General features: G+C 36.6%; 26 protein-coding genes. 22 read left to right on the forward strand and 4 right to left on the reverse strand.

Features of this window, described 5'->3' with window-relative positions:
- Nucleotides 1-14 precede the first annotated feature (14 nt).
- The 6 genes from H9650_RS13460 (at nt 15) to H9650_RS13485 (ending at nt 6533) form a co-directional block, all read left to right on the forward strand.
- Nucleotides 15-1445 (forward strand): extracellular solute-binding protein, encoded by a 1431-nt coding sequence (locus H9650_RS13460; protein ID WP_191697434.1) that lies wholly within the window; start codon nt 15-17, stop codon nt 1443-1445.
- Between the two features lie 135 nt (nt 1446-1580).
- On the forward strand, nt 1581-2096 hold the full coding sequence (locus tag H9650_RS13465; protein ID WP_191697435.1) for a hypothetical protein: 516 nt from the start codon (nt 1581-1583) through the stop codon (nt 2094-2096).
- 67 nt (nt 2097-2163) lie between these two features.
- On the forward strand, nt 2164-2808 hold the full coding sequence (locus tag H9650_RS13470; protein WP_191697436.1) for a YesL family protein: 645 nt from the start codon (nt 2164-2166) through the stop codon (nt 2806-2808).
- Nucleotides 2809-2971: 163 nt separating this feature from the next.
- Nucleotides 2972-3904: an ABC transporter permease gene (locus tag H9650_RS13475; protein ID WP_225216080.1), complete on the forward strand. Its 933-nt coding sequence runs from the start codon at nt 2972-2974 to the stop codon at nt 3902-3904.
- 63 nt (nt 3905-3967) lie between these two features.
- Nucleotides 3968-4840, forward strand: coding sequence for a carbohydrate ABC transporter permease (locus H9650_RS13480; protein ID WP_151110216.1), 873 nt, complete (start codon nt 3968-3970; stop codon nt 4838-4840).
- A gap of 67 nt (nt 4841-4907) precedes the next feature.
- Entirely contained in the window at nt 4908-6533 is a 1626-nt protein-coding gene (locus H9650_RS13485; protein ID WP_191697437.1) for an extracellular solute-binding protein, read from the forward strand.
- A 90-nt stretch (nt 6534-6623) separates the two neighbouring features.
- Here H9650_RS13485 and H9650_RS13490 read toward each other — a convergent pair whose 3' ends face one another.
- Together H9650_RS13490 and H9650_RS13495 are read right to left on the reverse strand one after the other, a co-directional pair.
- Nucleotides 6624-7877 carry an MFS transporter gene (locus tag H9650_RS13490; RefSeq protein WP_191697438.1) on the reverse strand — a complete coding sequence of 418 codons (1254 nt, stop codon included), beginning with the start codon at nt 7875-7877 and terminating at the stop codon, nt 6624-6626.
- A 19-nt stretch (nt 7878-7896) separates the two neighbouring features.
- Complete coding sequence (locus H9650_RS13495; RefSeq protein WP_144536995.1) at nt 7897-8484, reverse strand: ArsR/SmtB family transcription factor; 588 nt, start codon at nt 8482-8484, stop codon at nt 7897-7899.
- Nucleotides 8485-8683: 199 nt separating this feature from the next.
- Here H9650_RS13495 and H9650_RS13500 point away from each other — a divergent pair, with 199 nt between their 5' ends.
- Complete coding sequence (locus tag H9650_RS13500) at nt 8684-9223, forward strand: P-loop NTPase family protein (protein WP_191697439.1); 540 nt, start codon at nt 8684-8686, stop codon at nt 9221-9223.
- 238 nt (nt 9224-9461) lie between these two features.
- Here H9650_RS13500 and H9650_RS13505 read toward each other — a convergent pair whose 3' ends face one another.
- Nucleotides 9462-10358 (reverse strand): aldo/keto reductase, encoded by an 897-nt coding sequence (locus H9650_RS13505; RefSeq protein ID WP_191697440.1) that lies wholly within the window; start codon nt 10356-10358, stop codon nt 9462-9464.
- Nucleotides 10359-10426: 68 nt separating this feature from the next.
- On the opposite strand from H9650_RS13505, the gene H9650_RS13510 reads away from it, so the two are divergent.
- The 12 genes from H9650_RS13510 (at nt 10427) to H9650_RS13565 (ending at nt 20969) form a co-directional block, all read left to right on the forward strand.
- Entirely contained in the window at nt 10427-10969 is a 543-nt protein-coding gene (locus tag H9650_RS13510) for an NUDIX hydrolase (RefSeq protein WP_154310950.1), read from the forward strand.
- 56 nt (nt 10970-11025) lie between these two features.
- Nucleotides 11026-11493 carry a hypothetical protein gene (locus H9650_RS13515; protein ID WP_144536987.1) on the forward strand — a complete coding sequence of 156 codons (468 nt, stop codon included), beginning with the start codon at nt 11026-11028 and terminating at the stop codon, nt 11491-11493.
- 85 nt (nt 11494-11578) lie between these two features.
- Entirely contained in the window at nt 11579-12019 is a 441-nt protein-coding gene (gene fur / locus H9650_RS13520) for a ferric iron uptake transcriptional regulator (protein ID WP_144536985.1), read from the forward strand.
- Between the two features lie 188 nt (nt 12020-12207).
- The gene (gene xerD / locus H9650_RS13525; RefSeq protein WP_225216081.1) at nt 12208-13107 is read left to right on the forward strand and encodes a site-specific tyrosine recombinase XerD; all 900 of its coding nucleotides are present in this window, start codon (nt 12208-12210) and stop codon (nt 13105-13107) included.
- A 72-nt stretch (nt 13108-13179) separates the two neighbouring features.
- The gene (gene deoB, locus H9650_RS13530) at nt 13180-14358 is read left to right on the forward strand and encodes a phosphopentomutase (RefSeq protein ID WP_191697441.1); all 1179 of its coding nucleotides are present in this window, start codon (nt 13180-13182) and stop codon (nt 14356-14358) included.
- Between the two features lie 15 nt (nt 14359-14373).
- Complete coding sequence (locus H9650_RS13535; protein WP_191697442.1) at nt 14374-15678, forward strand: pyrimidine-nucleoside phosphorylase; 1305 nt, start codon at nt 14374-14376, stop codon at nt 15676-15678.
- Nucleotides 15679-16031: 353 nt separating this feature from the next.
- Nucleotides 16032-16388, forward strand: coding sequence for an STAS domain-containing protein (locus H9650_RS13540; protein WP_144536977.1), 357 nt, complete (start codon nt 16032-16034; stop codon nt 16386-16388).
- Nucleotides 16378-16824: an anti-sigma F factor gene (gene spoIIAB, locus H9650_RS13545; RefSeq protein ID WP_144536974.1), complete on the forward strand. Its 447-nt coding sequence runs from the start codon at nt 16378-16380 to the stop codon at nt 16822-16824. Before H9650_RS13540 ends, spoIIAB begins: the two co-directional genes overlap by 11 nt.
- Nucleotides 16824-17609, forward strand: coding sequence for a SigF/SigG family RNA polymerase sporulation sigma factor (locus tag H9650_RS13550; RefSeq protein ID WP_144536972.1), 786 nt, complete (start codon nt 16824-16826; stop codon nt 17607-17609). Before spoIIAB ends, H9650_RS13550 begins: the two co-directional genes overlap by 1 nt.
- 2 nt (nt 17610-17611) lie before the next feature.
- Complete coding sequence (locus H9650_RS13555; RefSeq protein WP_151113699.1) at nt 17612-19057, forward strand: spore germination protein; 1446 nt, start codon at nt 17612-17614, stop codon at nt 19055-19057.
- Nucleotides 19058-19122: 65 nt separating this feature from the next.
- A complete protein-coding gene (gene lysA, locus H9650_RS13560; protein ID WP_144536971.1) occupies nt 19123-20445 on the forward strand; it encodes a diaminopimelate decarboxylase in 1323 nt (440 codons plus the stop codon).
- 164 nt (nt 20446-20609) lie between these two features.
- Nucleotides 20610-20969, forward strand: a complete 360-nt coding sequence (locus H9650_RS13565; RefSeq protein ID WP_144536969.1) for a GNAT family N-acetyltransferase — start codon at nt 20610-20612, stop codon at nt 20967-20969.
- A 2-nt stretch (nt 20970-20971) separates the two neighbouring features.
- Here the strand turns inward: H9650_RS13565 and H9650_RS13570 are convergent, their stop codons facing one another.
- Complete coding sequence (locus H9650_RS13570) at nt 20972-21475, reverse strand: DUF309 domain-containing protein (RefSeq protein WP_151110199.1); 504 nt, start codon at nt 21473-21475, stop codon at nt 20972-20974.
- A gap of 54 nt (nt 21476-21529) precedes the next feature.
- Between H9650_RS13570 and H9650_RS13575 the strand changes: the two genes are divergently transcribed.
- From H9650_RS13575 to H9650_RS13585, 3 genes are read left to right on the forward strand one after another with little or no spacing between them, the layout of a single operon-like run.
- Nucleotides 21530-22300, forward strand: coding sequence for a segregation/condensation protein A (locus tag H9650_RS13575; protein ID WP_144536967.1), 771 nt, complete (start codon nt 21530-21532; stop codon nt 22298-22300).
- Nucleotides 22281-22859, forward strand: a complete 579-nt coding sequence (gene scpB / locus H9650_RS13580) for an SMC-Scp complex subunit ScpB (protein ID WP_144536965.1) — start codon at nt 22281-22283, stop codon at nt 22857-22859. The genes H9650_RS13575 and scpB overlap by 20 nt, the downstream gene beginning before the upstream one ends.
- A 53-nt stretch (nt 22860-22912) precedes the next feature.
- Nucleotides 22913-23875 (forward strand): D-alanyl-D-alanine carboxypeptidase family protein, encoded by a 963-nt coding sequence (locus H9650_RS13585; RefSeq protein ID WP_191697443.1) that lies wholly within the window; start codon nt 22913-22915, stop codon nt 23873-23875.
- Nucleotides 23876-23922 lie beyond the last annotated feature (47 nt).

Raw genomic sequence — 23922 nt, forward strand, 5'->3', positions numbered from 1 at the left:
GGGAGTTGTATGCATTGCTAAAAAGAAAAAGTGACTTTGAAAGTCGTTATAACAAGTTTATCCATGAGGTAAAGCAAGAAATAATTACAGGAAAGATTAAGCCTGGAGAATTTATCCTTCCAGAAAACACTTTGAGTAAAGAGTATGAGCTTAGCCGAGTATCCATACGAAAAGCATTAGCAGAACTAGTGGACGCAGGCCTAATAGAAAAAATAGCTGGAAAGGGCAACCGAGTTACATTGCCCTGTGAAACACAGAAGCAAACGATTACACTTGGATGGTTTTCCAACTCTTACGAAATAGAGACAATCCGTCAGATTATTAGTCGATTTGAAGAGCTTAACCCATATATAAAGGTAAATCTTGAAGTTTTGCCGAATAATCAGTATGTCTATAATCTTTCACAAGCCTTTAAGCATGGAAATGGTCCAGATGTTTTTATTGTTTCGGATTATCATTTTAGACAATTGATGGATTCAAATCGTTTAGACCTGCTAGAGCCTTATTTACCAGCACATCTTGATTCGGAGAAGGATAGCTATCATCAGATTTTTGATATGTTTACTACGGAAGGTAAAATTCATTTGACGCCATTCGTCTTCTCGCCAGTAATGATTTGCTATAATAAGGACATTTTTAAAAAAGCGGGGATAACTGAAGAATTTTTAATAAAGGATTGGGAGGATTTATTGCATATTTCTCAGCAGGCTACTAATGAAGTTAGTGAGGATAATCTTATTAATGAGTATGGTTTTTGTTTTTCCTCTTCTACAAACCGTTGGCCAGTATTTCTTCTGCAAAATAATGGACGTTTTATCGGTTCCGATGGTTCTCAGCCAGTGATGAACAGTCAAGAGAATATAGAGGCGCTTGAGTTTTGTGTAGATTTGATGTATAAGCATCAAGTTTCTCCAATATTTTCTCATGGTAGCAATGACCTCGCAGAAAACTTGTTTATGCGTGAAGGAGCTGCAATGATTCTAACCACCTATTATTTCATGAATGAATTTAGGGACCATAAAATACAGTGGGACGTAATTCCCCCTCCTAAAAACAAAAAGTCTGCCACCCTGTTACTAGGTGGTGCTTTGGGAATCAATGTGGACAGTACGATGAAGGAGTCTGCACATGCACTTATTGATTTTATGGTTGGTGAGGAAGCGCAGAAGCTTATAAAGAAAAATGGCTGTACGATTCCAATGCTTCGGACTGTGGCAGAAGATAATAGTCTTTTACAGACTGGGATTCATCCGGAACACTATAATGCATTTATAGAAACGATGCCAAATGCTGTAACTATAAAGGATTTAAATCTGACTGTTGAAGAATTTGAATTAGTTGAACGAGAAATGCAATTCCTATGGGCGAATATGGAAAAATCACAGGATACGTGTCAAAGAATTCAAAACCTACTAGAAGGAAAAAATTCCTTAGTAAAAAAATAGTTAGTTTTTTTATGAAACGGCAGGTAGGTTAATTGATTTCTTTTTTATCTATGCCTCCGAATGTAATAGTAAGGTAAACAGTTTGTTGGGGCAGCAATTGAATTGCGATATTTCTACGAAAGGAGGAGAAAAAGCATGAAATTAGCCTTGCTTAGTCTTCGTGCCCCTCAAGTCGGTTTTTATTATAACTTAACTAAAACAGAATCTCACTTAGTGTTTAAGATAGACCGAGCAATAGAAGAAAAGGTAGACTATTTATTTTTTCCTAAAGAGGAACAGATTAGTAGAAGAGCTTTAATATCTGACAAGATGACATTTTTAGGTAAACAGGCTTGGATAACTTTCCTGAACAATGAAATGTATCCATCCAAGTTTTCTATTAAAGGTGCAAGTTCGCTTGAAATAGAAGGGAATCATTTTTGTCATGTGAGCAACGATGCCAATATTTCAGTATATTTTTACGAAGCTTCCGTATTGATCATGTTAGAGGTAAAAGAAGATACTACAGTTTCACTAAAAATACCGAGGCCAATTCAAATTTTGATAAATGGCAAAGAGACTATAAAGGGACAAGGGATTTGTGGCTTCCAAAATGGAATGCTTAAGTTAAACCTCGAAAAAGGCCAATATAGCGTGGCGGTTACGCTATAAATAAGCCTTTTTTATTATAAATAGATGGAATATTTCGTGAATCTTATAAATCTAAGAGGTGTTTGGTATGGAACTGACAGGATGGAGAGGTACATTATATCGATATATGGACTGGGGGATGAAACTTGCTTATGTAAATATCCTTTGGTTAGTTGGAATGGTCATAGGGCTGGGGATTCTTGGGTTTTTTCCAGCTACTGTTGCAATGCTTACCATTATTCGTAAATGGAGCAATGGGGAAGAAGATATAAAGTCCTTTACACTCTTTAGAGAAATCTATAAAAAAGAATTCCTCAAATCTAATCTATTTGGTTACATATGGGTTATTATTGGCATCATTCTTTTTGTAGATTTACAATTTTTCCGTAGTTTGCCTAACATAGCTGCTTTAATAGCTTCCTTTTTCTTTTTTATATTAGGGGTCATTTATTTGATTGCTCTATTATATGCGTTTCCACTCTATGTTGGTTATCAGATGAAGCTAATACAATACTTTAAAGATTGTATTTATATTGTACTTTCCAACCCATTATTTGCAATTTTCATGGTTTTAGGGTTTTATTTTCCTTATTATTTAATGATGAAGATACCTGGACTAATCCCTTTTTACGGTGGAAGTTTAATAGGTGTTGCTTTGATTTTTATCTCTAATAAGATGTTTCAAATCATAGAATCTAAGCAGAGGCACAATATTAATACGGCCCACAAATAATTTTAGAAAAATATTGAATAATTGTAAAATTTAAACTAATATTATTATAAATACAGGTATTATACAGGTAATCATTTTAGCGAATCAGTTCAAAGGAAAGGGGAAATAGGTTATTGTAACTAAAAATAAGAACTTAGAGACAGTTGTACCTCCAGTAACTGAATTGAAGAAAAACCCCAAGCCGTCCAAGAAAAATTCCATTAAACAAAAATTATGGAGAGATCGCTATTTATTGTTACTTCTTTTGCCGGGGGCATTATATTTTTTAATCTATCGATATATTCCTATGGTCGGTATACTTCTTGCATTTAAGGATTATAGTCCCTTTATAGGGTTTATTGATAGTCCTTGGGTAGGGTTAAAATACTTTCGATTAATATTTGAGGATGCTGAAGTGGTGCAAGTTATATGGAATACACTACAAATTTCTCTACTACAAATTGTTTTTGCTTTCCCAATCTCAATTATTCTGGCCCTCATGCTAAATGAGTTAAGGAACCAACTTTATAAAAGGTTTCTTCAATCAATTGTTTATATGCCCCACTTTCTTTCATGGGTAGTAGTTGTTGGTATTACAGTTATTTTTCTTCGGAGTGAAGGTTTGGTGAATAACTTTCTAGGAACCTTTCTAGATATAAATCCTATTCCTTTTTTAACAGATCCAGCTATGTTTAAGCCCATTGTTATCCTTCAAGTAATATGGAAGGAATCTGGGTGGGGAACAATATTGTTCTTGGCCGCCTTATCAGGAATCAGCCCTCATCTATACGAGGCTGCAGTAATGGATGGTGCAAGTCGAATGAGACAGATTTGGCATATTACTCTACCTGCATTGAAAAGTACAATTGTCATTCTGCTAATTCTTCGCCTAGGAAATGTAATGGATAGCGGTTTCGAGCAAATCTTTCTGATGTTAAATCCCTTCAACATGGAATCTGGGAACGTGCTCGACACATATGTATACTTCAAGGGAATACAACAGGCTAATTTCAGCTTTGCTACTGCCGTTGGCTTATTCAAAGGGATTATTGGATTAATATTAGTAGTACTCGCAAATAGGCTAGCAAAACGCTTTGGGGAGGAAGGTTTATATTGATAGATTGATAATTTAGGATGATGAGACTATGAAGAAAGGTCTCATTTGATAGGGGGTATGTTAATGTTCAGATCTTCAGGAGAAAAAGTAATGGATTTTTTTAATGGAACGGTTCTTTTAGTTATTGCTGCTGCAATGCTATTTCCATTTTTATATATTTTCTCAGTTTCTTTTTCCAGCGTCAGTGATGTATTAAATAGCGATTTCCTCATATGGCCAAAGGAATGGGTGACTGATGCCTATACGTATATACTAGGTTCTGATCAATTTGTAAGATCCTTATTTGTGACTGTTTATATTACTGTAATAGGTACTTTTGTTAACCTATTGTTTACAACCACTATGGCTTACTCATTAACTAGAAACATTTTGGGTCAGCGTACAATTCTTTTTCTAGTTTTATTTACAATGCTTTTTTCAGCGGGGATGATTCCAACTTATATCGTCGTAAAGGAAACAGGATTATTAAATTCCCTATGGGCACTTATAATCCCTGTTGCAATCAGTCCTTTTAATTTGATTATTATTACTCAGTTTTTTAAGGGCATTCCTGAGGAACTAACTGAGGCAGCGTTAATAGATGGTGCAAATGATATTCAAATATTTACTCGTATTATCTTGCCTTTATCTAAGCCGGCATTGGCGGCGTTTGGTTTATTTTACGCGGTAGGTCATTGGAATAGCTATTTTTCGGGAGTTCTCTATTTAAATGATCCTGCAAAATGGCCGATTCAAGTAATTTTAAGGCAAATCGTTATTGTCAACGAACCTAATGCTGCACTCGGTGGGCATGCAGCCATGCTTGAAAATTTACCACCTCCAGAAACGGTACAGATGGCAGCTATTTTGTTAGCCACCTTACCAATTTTGATAGTCTATCCTTTCTTACAAAAACACTTTGCTAAAGGAGTGATGCTTGGGTCTGTCAAAGGATAACTTTCTATTGTAATGACATCGCAGATTTTTTTCACCAGCCAACAAAAATAGTAACGGAGGGGTTAATGTGAGAAGTAAGCAGTGGTTTTATGGTTTTATAATTCTTATTATTGGTCTTGTTTTAGTAGCTTGTACCGATGAAAATGCCCAAACTGAACCAACGAAAGAGCCTGCAGATGAAACAAAGACTGAAGAAGGAAATAAAGAGGAACCTAAAGTAGATCCTTTTGATCATACAGAGAAGTATACAATTACAGGGATGACATTCCGTTTTGGAGATCCGCCACCACTAAAAAGTCCAGGACTTGATATGATCAACGAGCGCTTCAATGTAGACTACAAGCCAGAAATTATACCTCAGGGAGATTACATTGAAAAGTCTTCTGCTATAGTAGCATCCGGCTCTATGCCAGATTTAATCGGTTTTCCAGGCACAGATACACGCTTTTATCAATGGGCTGAACAGGGAGCGTTCTTGCCACTAGATGATTATCTTAAGCACTATGACACGCTAGGAAACATTCCAGACTATGTCTATAACTCTTTTAAGGTGAATGGCAAAATATATGGTATTCCTCGTTACTCTCAACCATATCCTGTAACGCCAGTTATTCGTAAGGATTGGTTAGATAAGCTTGGCTTAGAAATCCCAACAAACTATGAAGAATTAGAGAAGGTTGCAATTGCCTTTACGAAGGAAGATCCGGATGGTAATGGTAAAAATGATACTTATGGGGTTGCAATTGGAGAAAATATTAACCCGAACTTTAACATGGGAACATACTGGGATTTTAATGCATGGTACCACCAAGACGAGGAAGGCAATTATATCCCAGGTATCATTTCTGAAGGAAGAAAAGATTTGATTCAATTCTTCGCTAACCTTTATAAAGAAGGTGCGATGACAAAGGATTTCGCAGTACTTGATTGGGCTAGTACAAACACTGAGTTTTATTCTGGTAAGGCTGGAATATTTGTTGGTGGCGTTTCAGGTATGTCAGAGGCTTACTTTGAGGGATTATTAGCAGCAAATCCAGACGCTCACTTAGTAGCAATTCCTCCTTTTGAAGCACCTGATAAATCAAAAGGCTTTACAATCGGATCTGGCTATTCAGGAATTCTAGCACTTAATGCAAAAATGGCTGGTGATGAAGGTAAGATTTTCCGTGCATTAGAAATGGTAGACTTCGGGAAGAAATTCTATCCAAGAGACACGAAAAATCCAGACAATGCGGATTTCGATTTCTATTTAGGTGGAGAAGGTAAAGGATATAACATGGAAGACGGGCAGGCTGTTCAATTGCCAAACTTCTCATCAGATGGGCTTTCTCCTTCAACTTATTTCTTAGACAATCGTGAGCAAGTACCAACAGATGCAAATATCACATATGCTGATGACTACAAAATGCCAGAGATGAAGGAAATGGTTCAATCTTTACAAGAAATGTTTGAAGCCAATAAATTATATGTGGATCCATCATATGGGGTTATGTCTCCAACTAACCAAGAAAAAGGCACAGATCTAACTCAGTTCATTATGAACGAGCAATCCAAAATGATTGCTGGCCAAAGACCGATTTCTGATTGGGATAGCCTAGTAGATGAGTACATGAAACGAGGTGGAGAAGCAATCATCAAGGAAACAAACGAAGGTATTAAAGCAAAAGGCTACACAGAAAGAGAATGGAAATAATCTCAAAGTAAGGGCTGTCTCAAAAGTTTACCAGACTTTTGGGGCAGCTCTTTTTTATAGCTTTCCATAAGGACTATTTATCTTCAAACACTAATTTACTTCTTTTATTACTCTTGAATTCAACGTAAATATTATAGAAATAATTACTATTAAAATGCCACATAAAAGCATAATGTTCGAAATTGTTATATTCAACATTAGTGCTAATGAAACAAACCCATAGGAAAGTGGGACAAGACCATTAGATGAGGCATTAATAAGGCTCATTACTCTTCCCATTTTTTCTTCATCACATTGCTCTTGAATAAGGGAGATGAGTGAAACATTAATTATCGAGGAAAGGACGCCCATCATCAAAAGTAAGATAATACCTTGCCAAACTGCTTCGATTTGACCAAGTAAAGATAAGAGAAGCCCCAGGATAGAAATGATTAGTAATACTATTAGTCCTCTTTTCTTTCTTAAGTTTAGTAATCCTACAATTATGGCACCGACTAACATTCCACCTTGGTAAGAGCCTTGTAAAAAGCTTAAATCTAACGGTACTCCATGGATCACTTTGTCTACTAGAAGTGGTATGCCCATGAGAAGCGGACCGAAAAAGAAAAAGTTAATGACAACTAGAACAAACAACATATTTTTAAGGAAGGGCATCTTCCAAACATAGGAAAATCCTTCTTTTAATTTCTCTTTCGTACTATCCATTTTCGAGGAGTTTTGTTTACGATTTTCTTCCTTTATGAATGCGGAAAAAACAAAAGTCAAAGACAAAAAGAATGCGATTAACGAAAATAAAATACTAAAAGATCCTACAGTAAGTACCCATCCACCAATCATTGGCCCAGAAAACATAGCAATTTGGTTTGAGCTTTGGATAAATGAATTTGATCTTGTAAGAAGATCTTTGGAAACTAGGTTAGGAAGTAATGATGTATTTGCTGGAGAAAAGAATGCATCTAATACTCCAAATAATAATGCAAAGCAAATTAGAGGCCAGAATTCAAGAATATCCATTCGTAGAAAAAATACCATAATTATAACCAAAACACATCTTACTAAACTTGAAACAAGCATAATTTGAGATCTTTTATAGCGGTCTGCCCATACTCCACCAATTGTCATAAAGATGATACGTGGTAGCATAGTTAACATCATCACAATCCCAAGGGCACTTTCTTTATTTAGAACCTTGATGATATACCATTGCTCCGCAAATAAATAAGTAGATAGTGCTAAAAAAGAGGTTGTACTTGATAACCATAAAAAAACAAATGCTCGATTTCTTAACAAATTTGAAGAAAGGAATTCATTCTTGTTTTCCCTTAACACTTGCTCTCTACTCAATAGATATACTCCTTTTACCTTATGGTTTGTTTTTAAAGATAGGTTCTTCAATCTGAAATGCAGTGGTCATAATATAATAGTTTTGCTGTTCAAGGTCTGTATCTTTTTCAAGCTCATCTAGTAGCTCTCTATACTTCCGAGTAAATTCGAGGAATTTGTCTTTACTAACTTTTACTTCTTTTTGAATAGAGAGTTTAGGCCATTCTTCGACATTTGACGAATTTAATTCAAAGGATTTATCAGGTGCAGTTAAAACTCTGGTCTTAGCACGATCAATTACCTCCAAATATGACTGTCTAGTAGCCTCTTTTGCTTCCACGTAACTTAATAGGTTATCGGCAGGGATGAACCCCTTTGCTACAGCTTGGTAAAACTTTAGAATATTTCCTCCGCGTTCTTCCTTTCTTACAAGCTTAATGATTTGGTGCTTCTCCAGTTCTCGAAGATGATAAAGAATTTTTGCTCTAGATAAGTTGAGTTCCTGGGCAAGCATATGTCCTGTGTGGGGTTGTTCGACTAGTAGCATCAGCATTTTAGTACGTAACGGATCACTAATAACCTTTAACTGTTCGTAGCTTTCAATTATAAAAATGGATTTTTGCTGCATGTAAATTCTCCTTTTTAACCGGTTAATATTTATTAACTGTAATCCGTTATGTAATAAATGTAAATAGATGTAACGTGTTTTTATGTAAAAATAAAAAAATTTTGAAATTTTGATGGTAAGAATATAGACGATACTATATTAAGAGAAATTATTGGGTTAGAATGGATAGGATGAAAATGGAAAGAGGGGTGAAATAATAATGAAAATACATATTTTAGGTGCGTCAGGCTCAGGCACTACTACTTTGGCTCAAGTATTATCAACTGTTCTTCACAATACACATTTGGATACGGATGATTATTTCTGGTTAACAAAATATACGGAAATAAGAGAAGTAGGAGAAAGAAGATATCTACTGAAGGAAGACCTAAATAAGTATGAGAGCTCTATTTTATCAGGGGCATTATGTGGTTGGGGAGATAACTTCAAATCTTATTTCGATTTGGTCATTTTTTTGTCGATTCCACCAAATATTAGATTAAAAAGATTAGAGAAAAGAGAGTTTGAAAGATACGGGGATGAAATATATGTAGGTGGGGCTAAGCATGATCAATATAAGAAGTTTATTGAATGGGCGTCCTTATATGATTACGCAGGTTTAGAAGTAAGGAGTAAAGCTTTACACGAACAATGGATGGATTCGTTAAACTGCCCGATATTGAGAATTGAAGGAGATTATTCAGTGGAAGAACGAGTACATCTTACAATGGACTTCTTGCGCGATAACGGTAGTTTCTAGTTCAATGTCCCGTATTTTTAAATAGCTCATAGATTTCTATAATAACCAACTAAATTGCTTCAACACTATGTGAATTACGACAAAGTATAGCTTATTTACTACAATCATTAGCGGAATTACTACAATCCTTGGTTAATTTACTACAATCAGCTCAAATTTTACGACAATACAATTTCATGCTCGGTAAAACATAAAAAGCCCCTAAGTAAGGTTCCTTCAGGGGCTAAAATCTTTGTTTTTATAATCGATGCTCAGTATATTTATCTTTTTTTGTAATTTCAGCTGCTTTTTCTAGTATTTCTATTGAAACCTTGGATTTATACGCTTCTATAGTTTCCATTAGTTGCTCTTTAGAGCTTGCTCCAACGATTGCAGCACCATTTTGAAGCACATAATGAAGGGCAATCGAATTTAGAGGTATATCTAATGCTTTAAGCTTAACTAATGTGTCTAATAGTTCTTTGTTGGAGTAGGAGAGGTAATCTCCAGTCTTTTTCGCTCGAATTAGACCTTCATCTTCCGTCAACAAGCCCTTTGCAAGTGAGCCCCTGCTGAGTAGTGAACTATCGTTTTGCTCGAGTAAGGAAAGCCATTCCTCCGGTCTTCTATCTAGTAAACTATATTGCATCATAACTGAAACTGCAGAGCTTTTATTCAAAAATCGATTGATAACATTTGGTCGAATAGAAGAGATGCCGTATTCCCTAATTAGGCCATCTTTTTTGAGAGATTCCATTGTGTCGATAACCTCATCCACGTTGTCTTCCATTGTTCCCCCATGGAGCTGGTATACATCGATATAATCTGTTTGGAGACGTTTTAAGGAGTCATGAATAGCTTTTTGAATCCATTCTTTAGAGGCGTCCCAATGCCAGCCATCACCATTTTCATTTGGTCGATTACCAACCTTTGTTGCAATGATTATCTCTTGTCTATGAGATTTAAGAAGGCTCCCTAGCATTTTTTCATTTTCGCCCTGATCATATAAATCTGCAGTATCATAATAAGTAATGCCATGTTCTAATGCGGTTTGAATAATCTTTTCTGCTTCTTCAAGATTTGATGGCAGTGACATACATCCAAGTCCAATTTCTGAAATCGAAACATCACTTTTTCCTAATTGTCTTTTTTCCAAGATTATCACTTCCTTTCTTACATGTTACAATGAGAACTAGGTAGATTCAAATAAGAGGGAGCGAAACAATGAAAAAATTTGAAGAAAAAACAGTGCAGACCAATCTTGAATTTTCTGGACGAATCATAACCTTACAAGTGGATGAAGTACTATTGCCAAATGGTAAAACAGCTAAAAGGGAGATTGTTAAGCACCCTGGAGCGGTGGCAGTAATAGCTGTGACAGACGATAAAAAGATTATCTTGGTAGAACAGTATAGAAAAGCTTTGGAACGCTCTATTATTGAAATACCAGCTGGCAAAATTGAACCTAATGAGGCACCTGAGCTAACGGCATTGCGAGAGTTAGAAGAGGAGACAGGTTACACCTGTGCTAATATGAAATTTATCCAATCATTTGCCACTTCACCAGGCTTCGCTGACGAGATTATTCACCTTTATATGGCAGAGGATATTGCAAAAATGGAACAAGCATCTGCTTTAGATGAGGATGAGTTTGTGGAACTATTGCACGTATCACTTGAGGAAATGGAACAAATGGTAATCTCTCAGCAAATATTTGATGCTAAAACAGCGTTTGCATATATTTGGTTAAAAGATTACTTAAAATGAAGCATGTTTGAACCTAGTACAAGCATAAGATGAAAATAGATAGGGGGGATTCCAAGTTGAACCAGTCTTATACTATTTTCATTTCACTATGCGTACTAGTTTTGAGTTTTGTTGGCGGATTAATATTATTCGAAAGAAGTTCACCAGAACAGCAGCAATGGATCATCAACCTTTTGGATGCAAGAGTCTTACTTGAAGGGCCACCTAGTTTTTTAGAGACTATCTTTCCTCATTTGATGATTGCAGTCGTGTTTTTTCTGTTTTATCAGCATCGGTATTTGCAAAAGTTTACATTAGTTATTTGTGCCTTCAAAATAACCTTTTATGGCTTTTGTTCAAGTTATTTACTACAGACACAAGAAACTACATTCCCGTATGTTTTCTGGTGGTTTCCTTTTCAACTAGTTTACTGCATTCTACTTTTGGCTTTGGCAAATCGGGTAAATCTCTTTACACTTGCCTTCTATATAATTACTATTATAATAGAGTTTATTCTTTTACCATTTATAGTATATAATAATTAGTATTAAATAATAATAATTATTATGTGAATGGCTTGTAATGAGAAAACACTTCTTGGTATAATAGTGGTAGTTAAGGAGGCGTCATATGGAAAGCCGTATTGATCGTATTAAAAAACAATTATCTGGTGCGGGCTATAAACTGACGCCACAGCGTGAAGCGACAGTTCGAGTATTGCTTGAGAATGAAGAAGATCATTTGAGTGCGGAAGATGTTTTCCTACTAGTTAGAGAAAAATCTCCTGATATAGGGCTTGCGACAGTTTATCGTACATTAGAGTTATTGAACGAATTGAATGTTGTAGATAAGATTCAGTTCGGAGACGGCGTATCACGCTATGATTTGAGACAAGAGGGCGCTGCTCATTTCCACCATCACCTTGTTTGCATTGAATGTGGAGCTGTGGATGAAATTCAAGAGGATTTACTCGAGGATGTAGAGGAAATCGTCGAAAAGAAATGGAACTTTATCATAAAGGATCATCGACTGACTTTCCATGGGATTTGTCATCGTTGCCAAGATAAATAACCGGAAAGGATAGCTATTATATGCTATCCTTTTTTTAATAGTTAAAAAAGGATATGCTGTTACTAAATTACTTATCTAGGTTCAGCGTTATAGCGCGAGGTTAAATGAAAAAGCTCCAATGGTTAGGGAAATTACCCTTCCCTTTTTTGCAGCTATCAGCATAGATTTTTTAAAAGGAGATTTTAAATTTGAAAGAAGGCATACTTCATTTAGAAGACTATTTACATTTCCTGCGTATTGAAAGGCAGTTAGCGGAAAACACTTTAATTTCGTATAAAAAAGATTTAACGGATTATTTGAAGTCTGTTTATGAAAAACAGCATTTGCAGAGTTTAAGTGATGTAGAAAGACAGCATATTATCATCCATTTAAGAGATTTAAAGGAGAATGGTAAGTCTGCAAGGACAATTTCTCGTCATATATCATCTATTCGATCCTTTCATCAATTTCTTTTGAGAGAGAAAGTGGCATCGAATGATCCGACTATTCATTTAGAGCTGCCCCAGTTGGAGCAGAAACTCCCAAACTTCTTGTCAGTAGAAGAACTCAACAGTCTTCTTGGAAGTATCAGTGTGTCCAAGCCACAGGGTGTTCGAGATTTGGCTATGTTTGAACTGATGTATGCAAGTGGTATGCGTATAAGTGAATGTCTAAATCTAAATCTCGAGGATTTACATTTGTCAATGGGCTTTGTTCGTGTATTTGGAAAAGGCGGGAAGGAACGTATTATTCCACTTGGAGGAGCTGCGTTGCGAGCATGCAGTAATTATATTGAAAATGCTAGGCCGCAGTTACTTAAACAGGAACGTACCGACGCAATATTTATTAATCAGCGTGGCAAACGTTTAACAAGACAGGGTATTTGGAAACTACTAAACAAACATGCCCTTATGGCTGGTATTAAAAAAGAAATTACGCCTCATGTACTAAGGCATTCCTTTGCTACTCACCTAATTGAAAATGGTGCTGATTTAAGGGCAGTACAGGAAATGTTAGGGCATGCAGATATTTCTACAACACAGATTTACACTCATGTAAGCAAGAAAAGATTAAAAGAAGTTTACAAACAATATCATCCTCGTGCATAATGTCAGAGGTCTGACATTTATTTTTGAGGAATTTTTGGTACACTAATATAGAACAAGTAGGAGGTACTATTCATGGAAAAATTTAAGCGTATACATGTTATTGTTATGGATTCGGTAGGAATTGGAGAAGCACCTGATGCAGCAGCATTTGGTGACGTAGGCTCACACACGCTGGGTCATATCGCAGAAAAGATGAATGGCTTAAACATGCCAGAAATGCAAAAGCTAGGATTGGGTAATATTGAACCAATCAAAGGAATTGCTCCAGCAGAAAAACCAGCAGCTTATTTTGGTAAAATGCAAGAAGCTTCTGTTGGAAAAGACACGATGACAGGTCACTGGGAAATCATGGGCTTAAACATCGACAAACCTTTTAAAGTGTATCCTAACGGCTTCCCAGCTGAATTGATCGCTGCTTTAGAAGAAAAAACTGGTCGTAAAGTAATTGGGAACAAACCGGCAAGTGGTACAGAGATTTTAGATGAGCTTGGGGAAGAGCATATGAAAACAGGGGCAATCATTGTATATACTTCTGCAGACCCTGTTTTGCAAATAGCTGCTCATGAAGAAATTATACCGCTAGAAGAATTATATCGAATTTGTGAAATCGCTAGAGAGCTTACTCTGTCGCCTGAATTTTTAGTGGGACGTATTATCGCACGTCCATTCATCGGAGAGCCAGGAAGCTTTGTGAGAACTTCTAATCGTCATGACTATGCATTGAAGCCATTTGGTCGCACTGCAATGAATGAATTACAAGACGCTGGTTTAGAAGTTATGGCAATTGGTAAGATTAATGATATTTTTAATGGAGAAGGTATTACTTCAACAGTTAGAACGAAAGATAATATGGATGGCATGGATAAATTTATCGAGACATTGGCAAAAGACTTTACAGGTATAAGCTTCTTAAATTTAGTAGATTTTGATGCTTTATATGGTCATAGAAGAGATCCGATCGGTTATGGTAAAGCACTTGAAGAGTTTGATGCTCGCTTGAAGGAAGCGCTTCCTAATCTCACAGAAGATGACTTATTGATTATCACTGCCGATCACGGTAATGATCCAACCATGCCTGGAACAGACCACACGCGTGAATATGTTCCTTTAACAGTTTATTCGCCTAGATTCACAGAGGTAAAAGAATTGCCTTTACGCATGACATTTGCAGATATCGGAGCAACCATTACTGAAAACTTTGGTGTTAAACCAACAGCTTTTGGTGAAAGCTTCCTATCCTTATTAAAATAAAGGACGTGTATGACAATGAGAATGAATGATATTATCGAAAAGAAAAGAGACGGCCAAGCTTTAACAAAAGAAGAAATCAATTTCTTTATTGAAGGCTATACAAACAATTCAATCCCAGATTATCAAGCTAGTGCTTTACTAATGGCCATTTATTTTCAGGATATGAACGATGAAGAACGTGCTAACCTAACAATGGCTATGGTCAATTCTGGTGAGCAAATAGACCTCTCTGCTATTGAAGGAGTTAAGGTTGATAAGCACTCTACCGGTGGAGTTGGTGACACAACTACATTAGTCTTGGGTCCACTAGTTGCCGCTTGTGGCGTTCCAGTAGCTAAAATGAGCGGACGTGGCCTTGGACACACAGGTGGAACAATCGATAAACTAGAGGCGATTGATGGTTTCCATGTGGAGTTATCTTCTGAGCAGTTTGTTAAACAGGTTAATGAAATCAAAGTAGCGGTAATCGGGCAAAGTGGTAACTTGACACCTGCTGACAAAAAGCTCTATGCATTGCGCGATGTTACCTCTACTGTAAACAGCATTCCACTGATTGCTAGCTCAATTATGAGTAAAAAAATTGCAGCAGGAGCAGGTGCAATTGTTTTAGACGTTAAAACTGGTGACGGTGCCTTCATGAAAACAACTGAAGATGCTCGAAAGCTTGCAAAAGCAATGGTTCAAATCGGTAATAGTGTAGGACGTCAAACAATGGCAATTATTTCTGATATGAGCCAACCACTCGGAAGAGCGATTGGAAATGCCCTAGAAGTACAAGAAGCAATTGACACACTAAAAGGCAAAGGTCCGGATGATTTAACTGAGCTATGCTTAACTTTAGGTAGCCAAATGGTAGTTGTAGGAGAAAAAGCTGATACTCTAGAAGAAGCCCGTATAATGCTACAAAAAGCAATCGACGATGGTTCTGCACTAGAAATCTTCAAGCAATTCATCAAATGGCAGGGTGGCAATGAAAAAGTAGTAGACGATACTGCTCTATTACCAAAGGCAGATTTCATCTTTGAAGTGTCTGCTAAAAACGCAGGCTTCGTAACTTATATGGAGGCAGATGAAATTGGTACTGCTGCCATGCTATTAGGTGCTGGGAGAGCTACAAAAGAGTCTGAAATCGATTTAGCAGTAGGTATAATGCTAAACAAAAAAGTAGGAGACCAAGTAGATGAAGGCGAATCACTTGCTACTATTTACGCGAACTCTGAAAATGTTCAAGAGGTTATGAATAAATTACACGAAAACATTCATATCGAAGCAGAACGAAAAGAAGCACCACCATTAGTTTATGAAATAATTACAGAATGATATTTGTATTAGAGCGACCTTGGTCGCTCTTTTTTTTGTTGGCTATTTTAAAGTTGGTTGTTTTCAGATTATCTTTTATACAACCTAGTATTTCAACACCATATATTCAGTGAGTAAAAGATTTTAAAGAGTACAGGCTTGAATTTGCCCTTCCATAGACATCTCGTAAAAGTTAATAAAAACTTTTACGAGATGTCTATTTTTTGATTAAAAATTGTTGAATATTCCCATACTAAATGTGTATAGCCCATTTGTCGAAAATCTTCTAAATTTCGATGATTTCTTCTACTTTTGTCAGGCGCAAAGGATTATAGAATTCTATGTGGAATTGCGCTTTATGAGGAGGCGATTTTATGAAACATGATGTTGAAAAAGTAGGAGACGAAATTGTAATTATTCGATTGAAAGGTGAGCTAGACCATCATAGCACTTCTGAAATAAGGAATGAGATAGTACCAATGATTAAAAATGGCTCTATTAAAGTACTAGTTTGGAATTTGAAAGATTTAAATTTTATGGATAGTTCAGGTATAGGACTAATTCTAGGTAGAATGCGAGAGCTAGCGCCAATTGATGGTCAAACAATTATAGTTAACCCGTCACCAACGATGCGTAAAATTTTTCAGTTTGCAGGTTTAAGCCCGTACATCTACAGTGAGTCAGAAATTGAAATAATTTCAAAGTTAGGGGGAATAGTTTATGGACAATGAAATCACATTATCTTTTATTGCCAAAAGTGAGAATGAAGCATTAGCGAGAATGGTGATGTCTAGTTTTATCTCAGCAATTGATCCGACAATTGAGGAGCTATCTGAATTTAAAACAGTTATCTCAGAAGCTGTAACCAATGCTATTGTGCACGGTTATGAAGAGGATGGCGTAGGCAAGATTGAAATTCATGCCGAAAGAAGCGGAAGAGAGATTGTGGTCTCCATCGTTGATTATGGGCGTGGAATACAAGATGTGACACAGGCGAGAGAGCCTTTATATACTACCAAGCCTGAGCAGGAACGCTCTGGAATGGGCTTTACGATAATGGAAAGCTTCAGTGACGACGTGGATATTTACTCCATTCCTGATAGGGGGACAACCGTTACTATCACGAAGAAATTTGTACCAATTCAAGAATCATGTAGGATCGTCTAATGATGAACAACAAGCCAACTATTTTACTGACCCAAGAGAAAATGAGAGAACTTATTGCCTTGTCGCAGGAAGGGGATAAGTTTGCCAGACAGCAAATGATAGAAGGAAATACAAGATTGGTTTGGTCTATTGTTCAGCGCTTTGCTTCTAGGGGGGCAGACCTAGAGGATTTATTTCAAATTGGATGTATTGGTCTTATGAAGTCGGTTGATAAATTCGACTTGTCCTATGAGGTAAAGTTTTCTACGTATGCAGTTCCTATGATTATTGGAGAAATACAGAGATTTCTTAGAGATGATGGAATGGTGAAGATAAGCCGATCAATACGCGAATTAAATTTTAAAATTCGTCATGCTACAGACGATTTTCTTAAGACTCATGAACGGCAGCCAACCATTTTAGAGCTAGCAAGTATATTAGAGGTTTCAAGAGAAGATATAGTTATGGCCACGGACGCTTTAAGAGATCCCGCATCCTTGCAGGAGCAACTCTATGAAAACGATAGTGGTGATGCTTTAACCTTGATGGACCAAATGAGAGATGAGCGTTCTGAAAAGTCATTTGATCATATTCCTCTGAGAGAATTGGTAGAAAAACTAGAAAAACGAGAACAGATGATTATTTATCTGCGTTATTACCTAGACTGTACTCAAAGTGATATTGCTGAAAGGTTAGGTATATCCCAGGTTCAGGTGTCAAGGCTAGAAAAGAAGATATTGACACAGTTAAAGAGCTGGCTAGTGCCTGTTGGTAGTACCGCTAATACAAAAGCTAGAGATAGGTGATTATTACGAAACCGTTATTTAAGGATGTGGCCGAGGCCGAAGCATATTTAAAAGAGAAGTTTGGGGTGAATGAGTCTTATGATTTCGGGATTCTTCATACCCATTTGTTTAAATTTCCAGTGTTACTTGTTTATATTAACGGTCTTATCGATGGTCCAACGTTAACTGAATTGATGACCGGCACTTTAAAATGTCCTCCAGAAGAGGACCTAGATCAAAATGAAATTATGAGTCATTATTTTCCTTATTACTCTATAACGGAATATGATTCTAGAGAAAAATGGATTGCCGCGCTACTAAGTGGTCAGGTAACATTCATTTTAGAAAATGGATCTGTTTACACGATTGATGTACGTAGCTATCCCGGTAGAACACCTGAGGAGCCTGACAACGAAAAGGTTGTACGAGGCTCCAGGGATGGCTTTACCGAAAATATTGTATTAAACACTGCTCTCATTCGTAGACGAATAAGAGACACCAATCTCCGATTTGAACTACACCAAATATCCTCCATGAGTAAAATGGACATTGCAATTTCCTATATTAAAGGAGTGGCAAATGAAGAAAACTTAAAACTTATTCGGAAGCGTCTTAAAAATATTAAACATGACGGTTTTACAATGAGCGATAAGGCATTAGAGGAATGGTTATTTGTTCAAGGCTTTCATCCTATGCCTTTTGTTCGCTTTACAGAACGACCGGATATAGCTGCTGCACATTTGCTTGAAGGACATATTTTACTCGTAGTAGATACCTCTCCATCGGTTATTATAGTCCCTACGACTCTTTTCCACCATTTACAACATGCAGAGGAGTATAGACAGGCACCGGCAATAGGAACTTTAGTAAGATCGATTCGTTTTTTTGGTGTTTTCTTCAGTTTATTTCTCTTGCCATTTTGGTATTTAATGTCTAAGCATCCAGAACTTCTTCCGAATGCCTTGGACTTCTTAGGTCCCAATGAGAAAAGTGCCATTCCGCTTTTACTACAAATAATCTTTGCGGATATTGGGATAGAATTTTTAAGGCTAGCAGCTATTCATACTCCTACTCCGTTATCCACTGCGATGGGTATCATTGCGGCATTAGTTATTGGCCAAATGGCTGTAGATGTTGGATTATTTGTTTCTGAAGTCATTTTATACACAGCAATCACAGCTATATTTACATTTGCTATCCCTTCCTATGAGCTAAGTATAGCGACTAAAATATTCAGAATGTTTATTTTAATTGGGACAGCCATTTTAGGAGTAAATGGATTTTTTATAGCAACCGTATGTTTGATTTGGTACATATGTAGTCTTAAACCGTTAAATGTACCCTATTTATGGCCGTTAATTCCTTTTTATCCAAGAGCATTTGCTCGTATACTCATTCGTTTTCCGATGCCAACCAACGCAAAGCGACCTTATATAACACGATCACCTGTTCGAGATCGCTCCAAATAGCATTGCATTTCCCTTATTCGATATGGTAAAGTTCATATAGAAATGAGGAAAAGAGGCGAGGATACATGGTAATGGTATCAGAGCATGCTGTGAACGAAAAAGGGCACCTATTAATAGGTGGTATTGACTCCTTAGAACTTGCAAAAACATATGAGACTCCTCTGTTTGTATATGATCTGTCTCTTATTAGAGCTAGAGCTAGAGCCTTTTTAGACACATTCAAGCAAGAAAATGTAGTTGCACAGGTTGCCTATGCAAGTAAAGCCTTCTCTAGCGTTGCGATGTACCAAGTGATTGAGCAAGAAGGCTTATCCTTAGACGTTGTCTCCGCTGGAGAACTATATACAGCTATTAAAGCAGGGTATCCTGCAGAGCGTATTCATTTTCATGGTAACAATAAAAGTGTTGAAGAATTAATATTAGCTATGGAGCATAAAATTGGTTGTATAGTGGTGGATAATTTTTATGAAATTGAGCTTTTAAAACAACTAACTGTTAAACTCAACCAAAAAGTGAAAGTTCTTCTGAGAGTGACTCCAGGGGTTGAAGCACATACCCATGATTATATTACGACTGGACAACAAGACTCAAAATTCGGATTCGATTTGATGAATGGACAAGCAGATAAAGCTTTCCAACAGGTTTATAAAGATGAATTTATTGAATTACTGGGATTGCACTGCCATATCGGGTCCCAAATTTTTGAAACAATCGGATTTAAAGTGGCAGCAGAGAAGCTTATTACTAAAATGATTGAGTGGGAAAACACCTTTAATTACGCTTGTACAGTGCTAAATTTAGGTGGAGGGTTTGGGATTAAATATACGGAGCAAGACACACCATTAGAACCGTCTATTTATGTGAAGGAAATGGTGATTGCAGTAAAAGATTTAGTTTCCAAAGCGAACCTAGATATGCCTGAAATATGGATTGAACCTGGTCGTTCGTTAGTAGGGGACGCGGGAACGTCACTTTACACGATCGGCTCGGAAAAAGAAGTGCCAGAAATACGAAACTATTTAGCGGTTGATGGCGGTATGTCTGATAATATTCGCCCAGCTTTATATGGAGCGGAGTACAGTGCAGCTATTGCTAACAAAATGGGAGAACTCAAGGAAGTGGAGTATACCATTGCTGGTAAATGCTGTGAATCTGGTGACAAGCTAATTGAACATATTACACTACCAAAAGCTTCACCAGGGGATATTTTGGCTGTTTTTTGTACAGGTGCATATGGTTATGCAATGGCAAGCAATTATAATCGCATAGCAAAACCCGCCGTTGTTTTTGTTGAAAACGGTCGTCACCAGTTGGCAGTGAAACGAGAAACTCTGGAAGACCTTGTTCGTCTTGACCTTCCCTTCACGTTAGAGAAAGGAAGAGGCTAAGTGAAAAACAAGAATGTTATTTTGTTTCTAATTATATTTATAGTTGGTATAGTATGGGGAGCATTGTATTGGTTCCTTATAGCACCAAATGTTAAACTATAGTTGGACAATTATCATAAAAGGTAGTAAAGTTCTTTTAAAGAAATTAAAAGAGGGTCTAAAACATGTTATGTCGTTATAAAAAAGCATATGAAAAAATTTCTATGGGGCTGTTGTCTTTCATGCCCAATGAAAAAGATTTAAAAAAATTGCTAGAAACAATTCATCAATATGAATCTAATCCAGATTGGCATTTATTTGTTTGGAAAAAGGATGAAGATGTAGTAGGAATTGTAGGAGTTCGTATGGAAGGCACTGAAGGTGTCATTCAGCATATTTCTGTGAATCCTTCTCATCGAGGTGAAGGTATTGGCAAAAATATGGTTCAAACACTGTCGAATATTTTACAAACCACCACTGTAAAACCAACGGAAGAAATAAAACCTTTCTTTGAAAAATGCAATGCAGATAAAGAAGAGAACTGACCTTAGTGGCCTTCTCTTCTTTTTTTCTGTTTTTCTCGTTCTTCAAGTATTTCAGAGCGATCTCTAAGCATATGTTTATGAATAAGAAAATTTCGATCTTCTTCCTTTACGAATGGTATCTCCTCAACCCGGGAAAGAAGCTCCTTGTTTTGGATGTCAATTTGAAATCCTAAAAATGGTTCCTGCCTTTGGATAGAATTATAGGCATTTGTAGCATCTTGGTATAATCGATGAAAATTAATAGTTTCAAAGAAGGGAGAGTGACTTGTTTCTTTCATTCGCTTAATACTGCCACCCATTGTTTTTAGTGCTCCTGAAAAATTCCCTCTACGCCAATGGTACATAGAAGTGGAAAGTAGGATAAGTGCAGCCAAAGAATGTACTTTTTGGCGAGGTGCAACTTCCTTCCAATAGTCTTCTAACAGCTCGTGGCATTCGAAATAATCGTTGATGTCATTAAATTCTTTTAAAAATTGAACAAAATTAGGATGGAATGTAGGGTGCATTACAATCACCTTTCCTCTATAATTATGATTAAAATTAATATTAGGTGGAGTTTTATGTCTTACGAAGTAAAAACAGAAGCATTTGAAGGTCCACTCGATTTATTATTACATTTAATAAATCGTTTGGAAATAGATATATATGATATTAAAATGGCCGAAATCACCACGCAATATATGGAACACATACATGCGATGCGTGTGCTGGAGTTAAATGAAGCAAGTGAATACTTAGTGATGGCCGCTACCTTGCTCTCTATTAAAAGTAAAATGCTTCTTCCGATTCATCAGGATGATCAACTGGAAGATGATTTTGATATTAATCTTGACGATCCTAGGGACGAGTTAGTTCTTAAATTAATAGAGTACAAGAAATACAAAGAAGCTGCTAGTAATTTGCAAGAGTTAGAAGAAACTCGAAATCTATTTTACACTAAGCCTCCAACGGATTTGAGTGGCTATCAAAGCAATCAGCAATTGGCCTTGTTTGATCTTGAAGTAAATGTTTACGATATGCTTGGTGCTTTCCAGAAGATGCTTCGGAGAAAACAGCTAAATGCTCCTCTCCATACTCGCGTAAGTAAACAAGAGGTCTCCATTCGAGAGTCGATGAATAATGTAATCTCTACATTAAAAGAGCATAATGGAAGACTGTCATTTTATGAGCTTTTCCCTACTAGAGATAAAACAACAATTGTTACTACTTTCTTGGCAATATTAGAGCTTATGAAACGACAGGCGGTCAAGGTTGAGCAGAAGAAAAATTTTGAAGATTTATTTGTTCAACTAGGAAAGGAAATAGAAATATATGAAGAAATTGAAGAGTAAAATAGAAAGCCTCTTATTTGTTAGTGGAGAAGATGGCTTAACAAAGAAACAGCTTGCATTTTTAACGGAGGAAGATGAAGAAAATGTAAGAGAAGCTTTAGACTCGCTTATGATGGAATATGAAGATTCTGAGGAAAGAGGAATTCAACTTAAACAACTTGCTGGCACGTATCAATTAGTAACGAAGGAAGAAAACGTGGATTGTATTCAAAAGCTAGTTGAAAATCCTACTACTCAATCTCTATCTCAGGCATCTTTGGAGGTTTTGGCTATCATCGCATATAAGCAGCCTATTACAAGGGTAGAAATAGAGGATATAAGAGGAGTGAAATCAGAAAGACCGATACATACTTTATCTGCTAAAGGACTAGTTCAAGAAGTTGGACGTGCAGAAGGAACGGGTAGGGCTATCTTGTACGGCACCACACAGGAATTCCTACAGTACTTCGGTTTAAAAGATATAAGTGCATTGCCTCCTTTACCAGAAGATGTGGAAGTAGACGATATGGGAGACACCGATTTGTTTATGACCAAGTTTCAAGAGGCATTTGAAGGATAGAAATAAATGAAAAAGGAGTATTTTCCATTTACAAAAAAGCGTTTATACTAGTTTTGTTTTTTCTTTTAATAAATATTAGTAATGCCCATGCAACCTCATCCTCCTATGCTGTTATTGATGCTAAGACAGGAAGACTATTGCTTGGAAGTAATGCGGATGTAGAGTTGCCTATTGCAAGTCTTACAAAGGTTTGGACGGCTTTGACTGTGTTGGATAATGCCACACTTGATGAAGAGATCACAATTTCTTCTGTTGCTGCTGCCCAGGAGGGTTCCTCGCTCTATTTACAGCCTGGTGAGGTCTGGACAGTTAACTCCTTACTGCATGGTCTTATGCTTCAATCAGGAAATGATGCTGCATACGCTTTAGCAGAGCATACAGGAGGGTCATTAGAGGGTTTCGTTAAGCTGATGAACGAGAAGTTTGAATTAGCAGGGTTAGATCATTCTCACTTTACGAATCCGTCAGGTTTACACAATGACGATCATTACGCTTCTGCACATGACATGGCTAATATGTTCCGTTTAGCACTCCAAAATGAAGACTTTAAAAAAATCTCCTCCGCCAAAAATTTTGTGCCAGAGGAACGTTCGATCAAATGGAGAAATAAGCACAAACTAATGCACTTCAACGAGTACACCGTTGCCGGAAAAACTGGCTATACGAAGAGAGCAGGAAGAACCCTTGTCACTTATTTAAAAGATAAGGATAAGGAAGTTATAGTAGTGACATTGAACCACTCGAATGATTGGAATACTCATGTCTCCTTGGCTGAGCAAGTCTTTCAAAACTATGAGAATGTTAAGGTAGTGGAAAAAGGGAAATATCAGCTATTTCAAAAAGACGTGATAGAAGTAAAAAAAGACTATTATTTATTGTTGAATAAAGAGGAACAGGATCAGTTGAATAATGTTCTAATTATTCCTCGTAATAACAACGAGAAAAAGCCTTATTTGTGGAAAGTAATGATTGATAAAGATGTTGCACTAGAATTTAATGTGAAGAAAGTCAAATAATTTTGAGAAGACAGTTTTTCCAAAAGACTGTCTTCTTTTATTTTATG

This window comes from Psychrobacillus faecigallinarum (genome assembly GCF_014836595.1).
GTDB classification, from domain to species: Bacteria; Bacillota; Bacilli; order Bacillales_A; family Planococcaceae; genus Psychrobacillus; species Psychrobacillus faecigallinarum.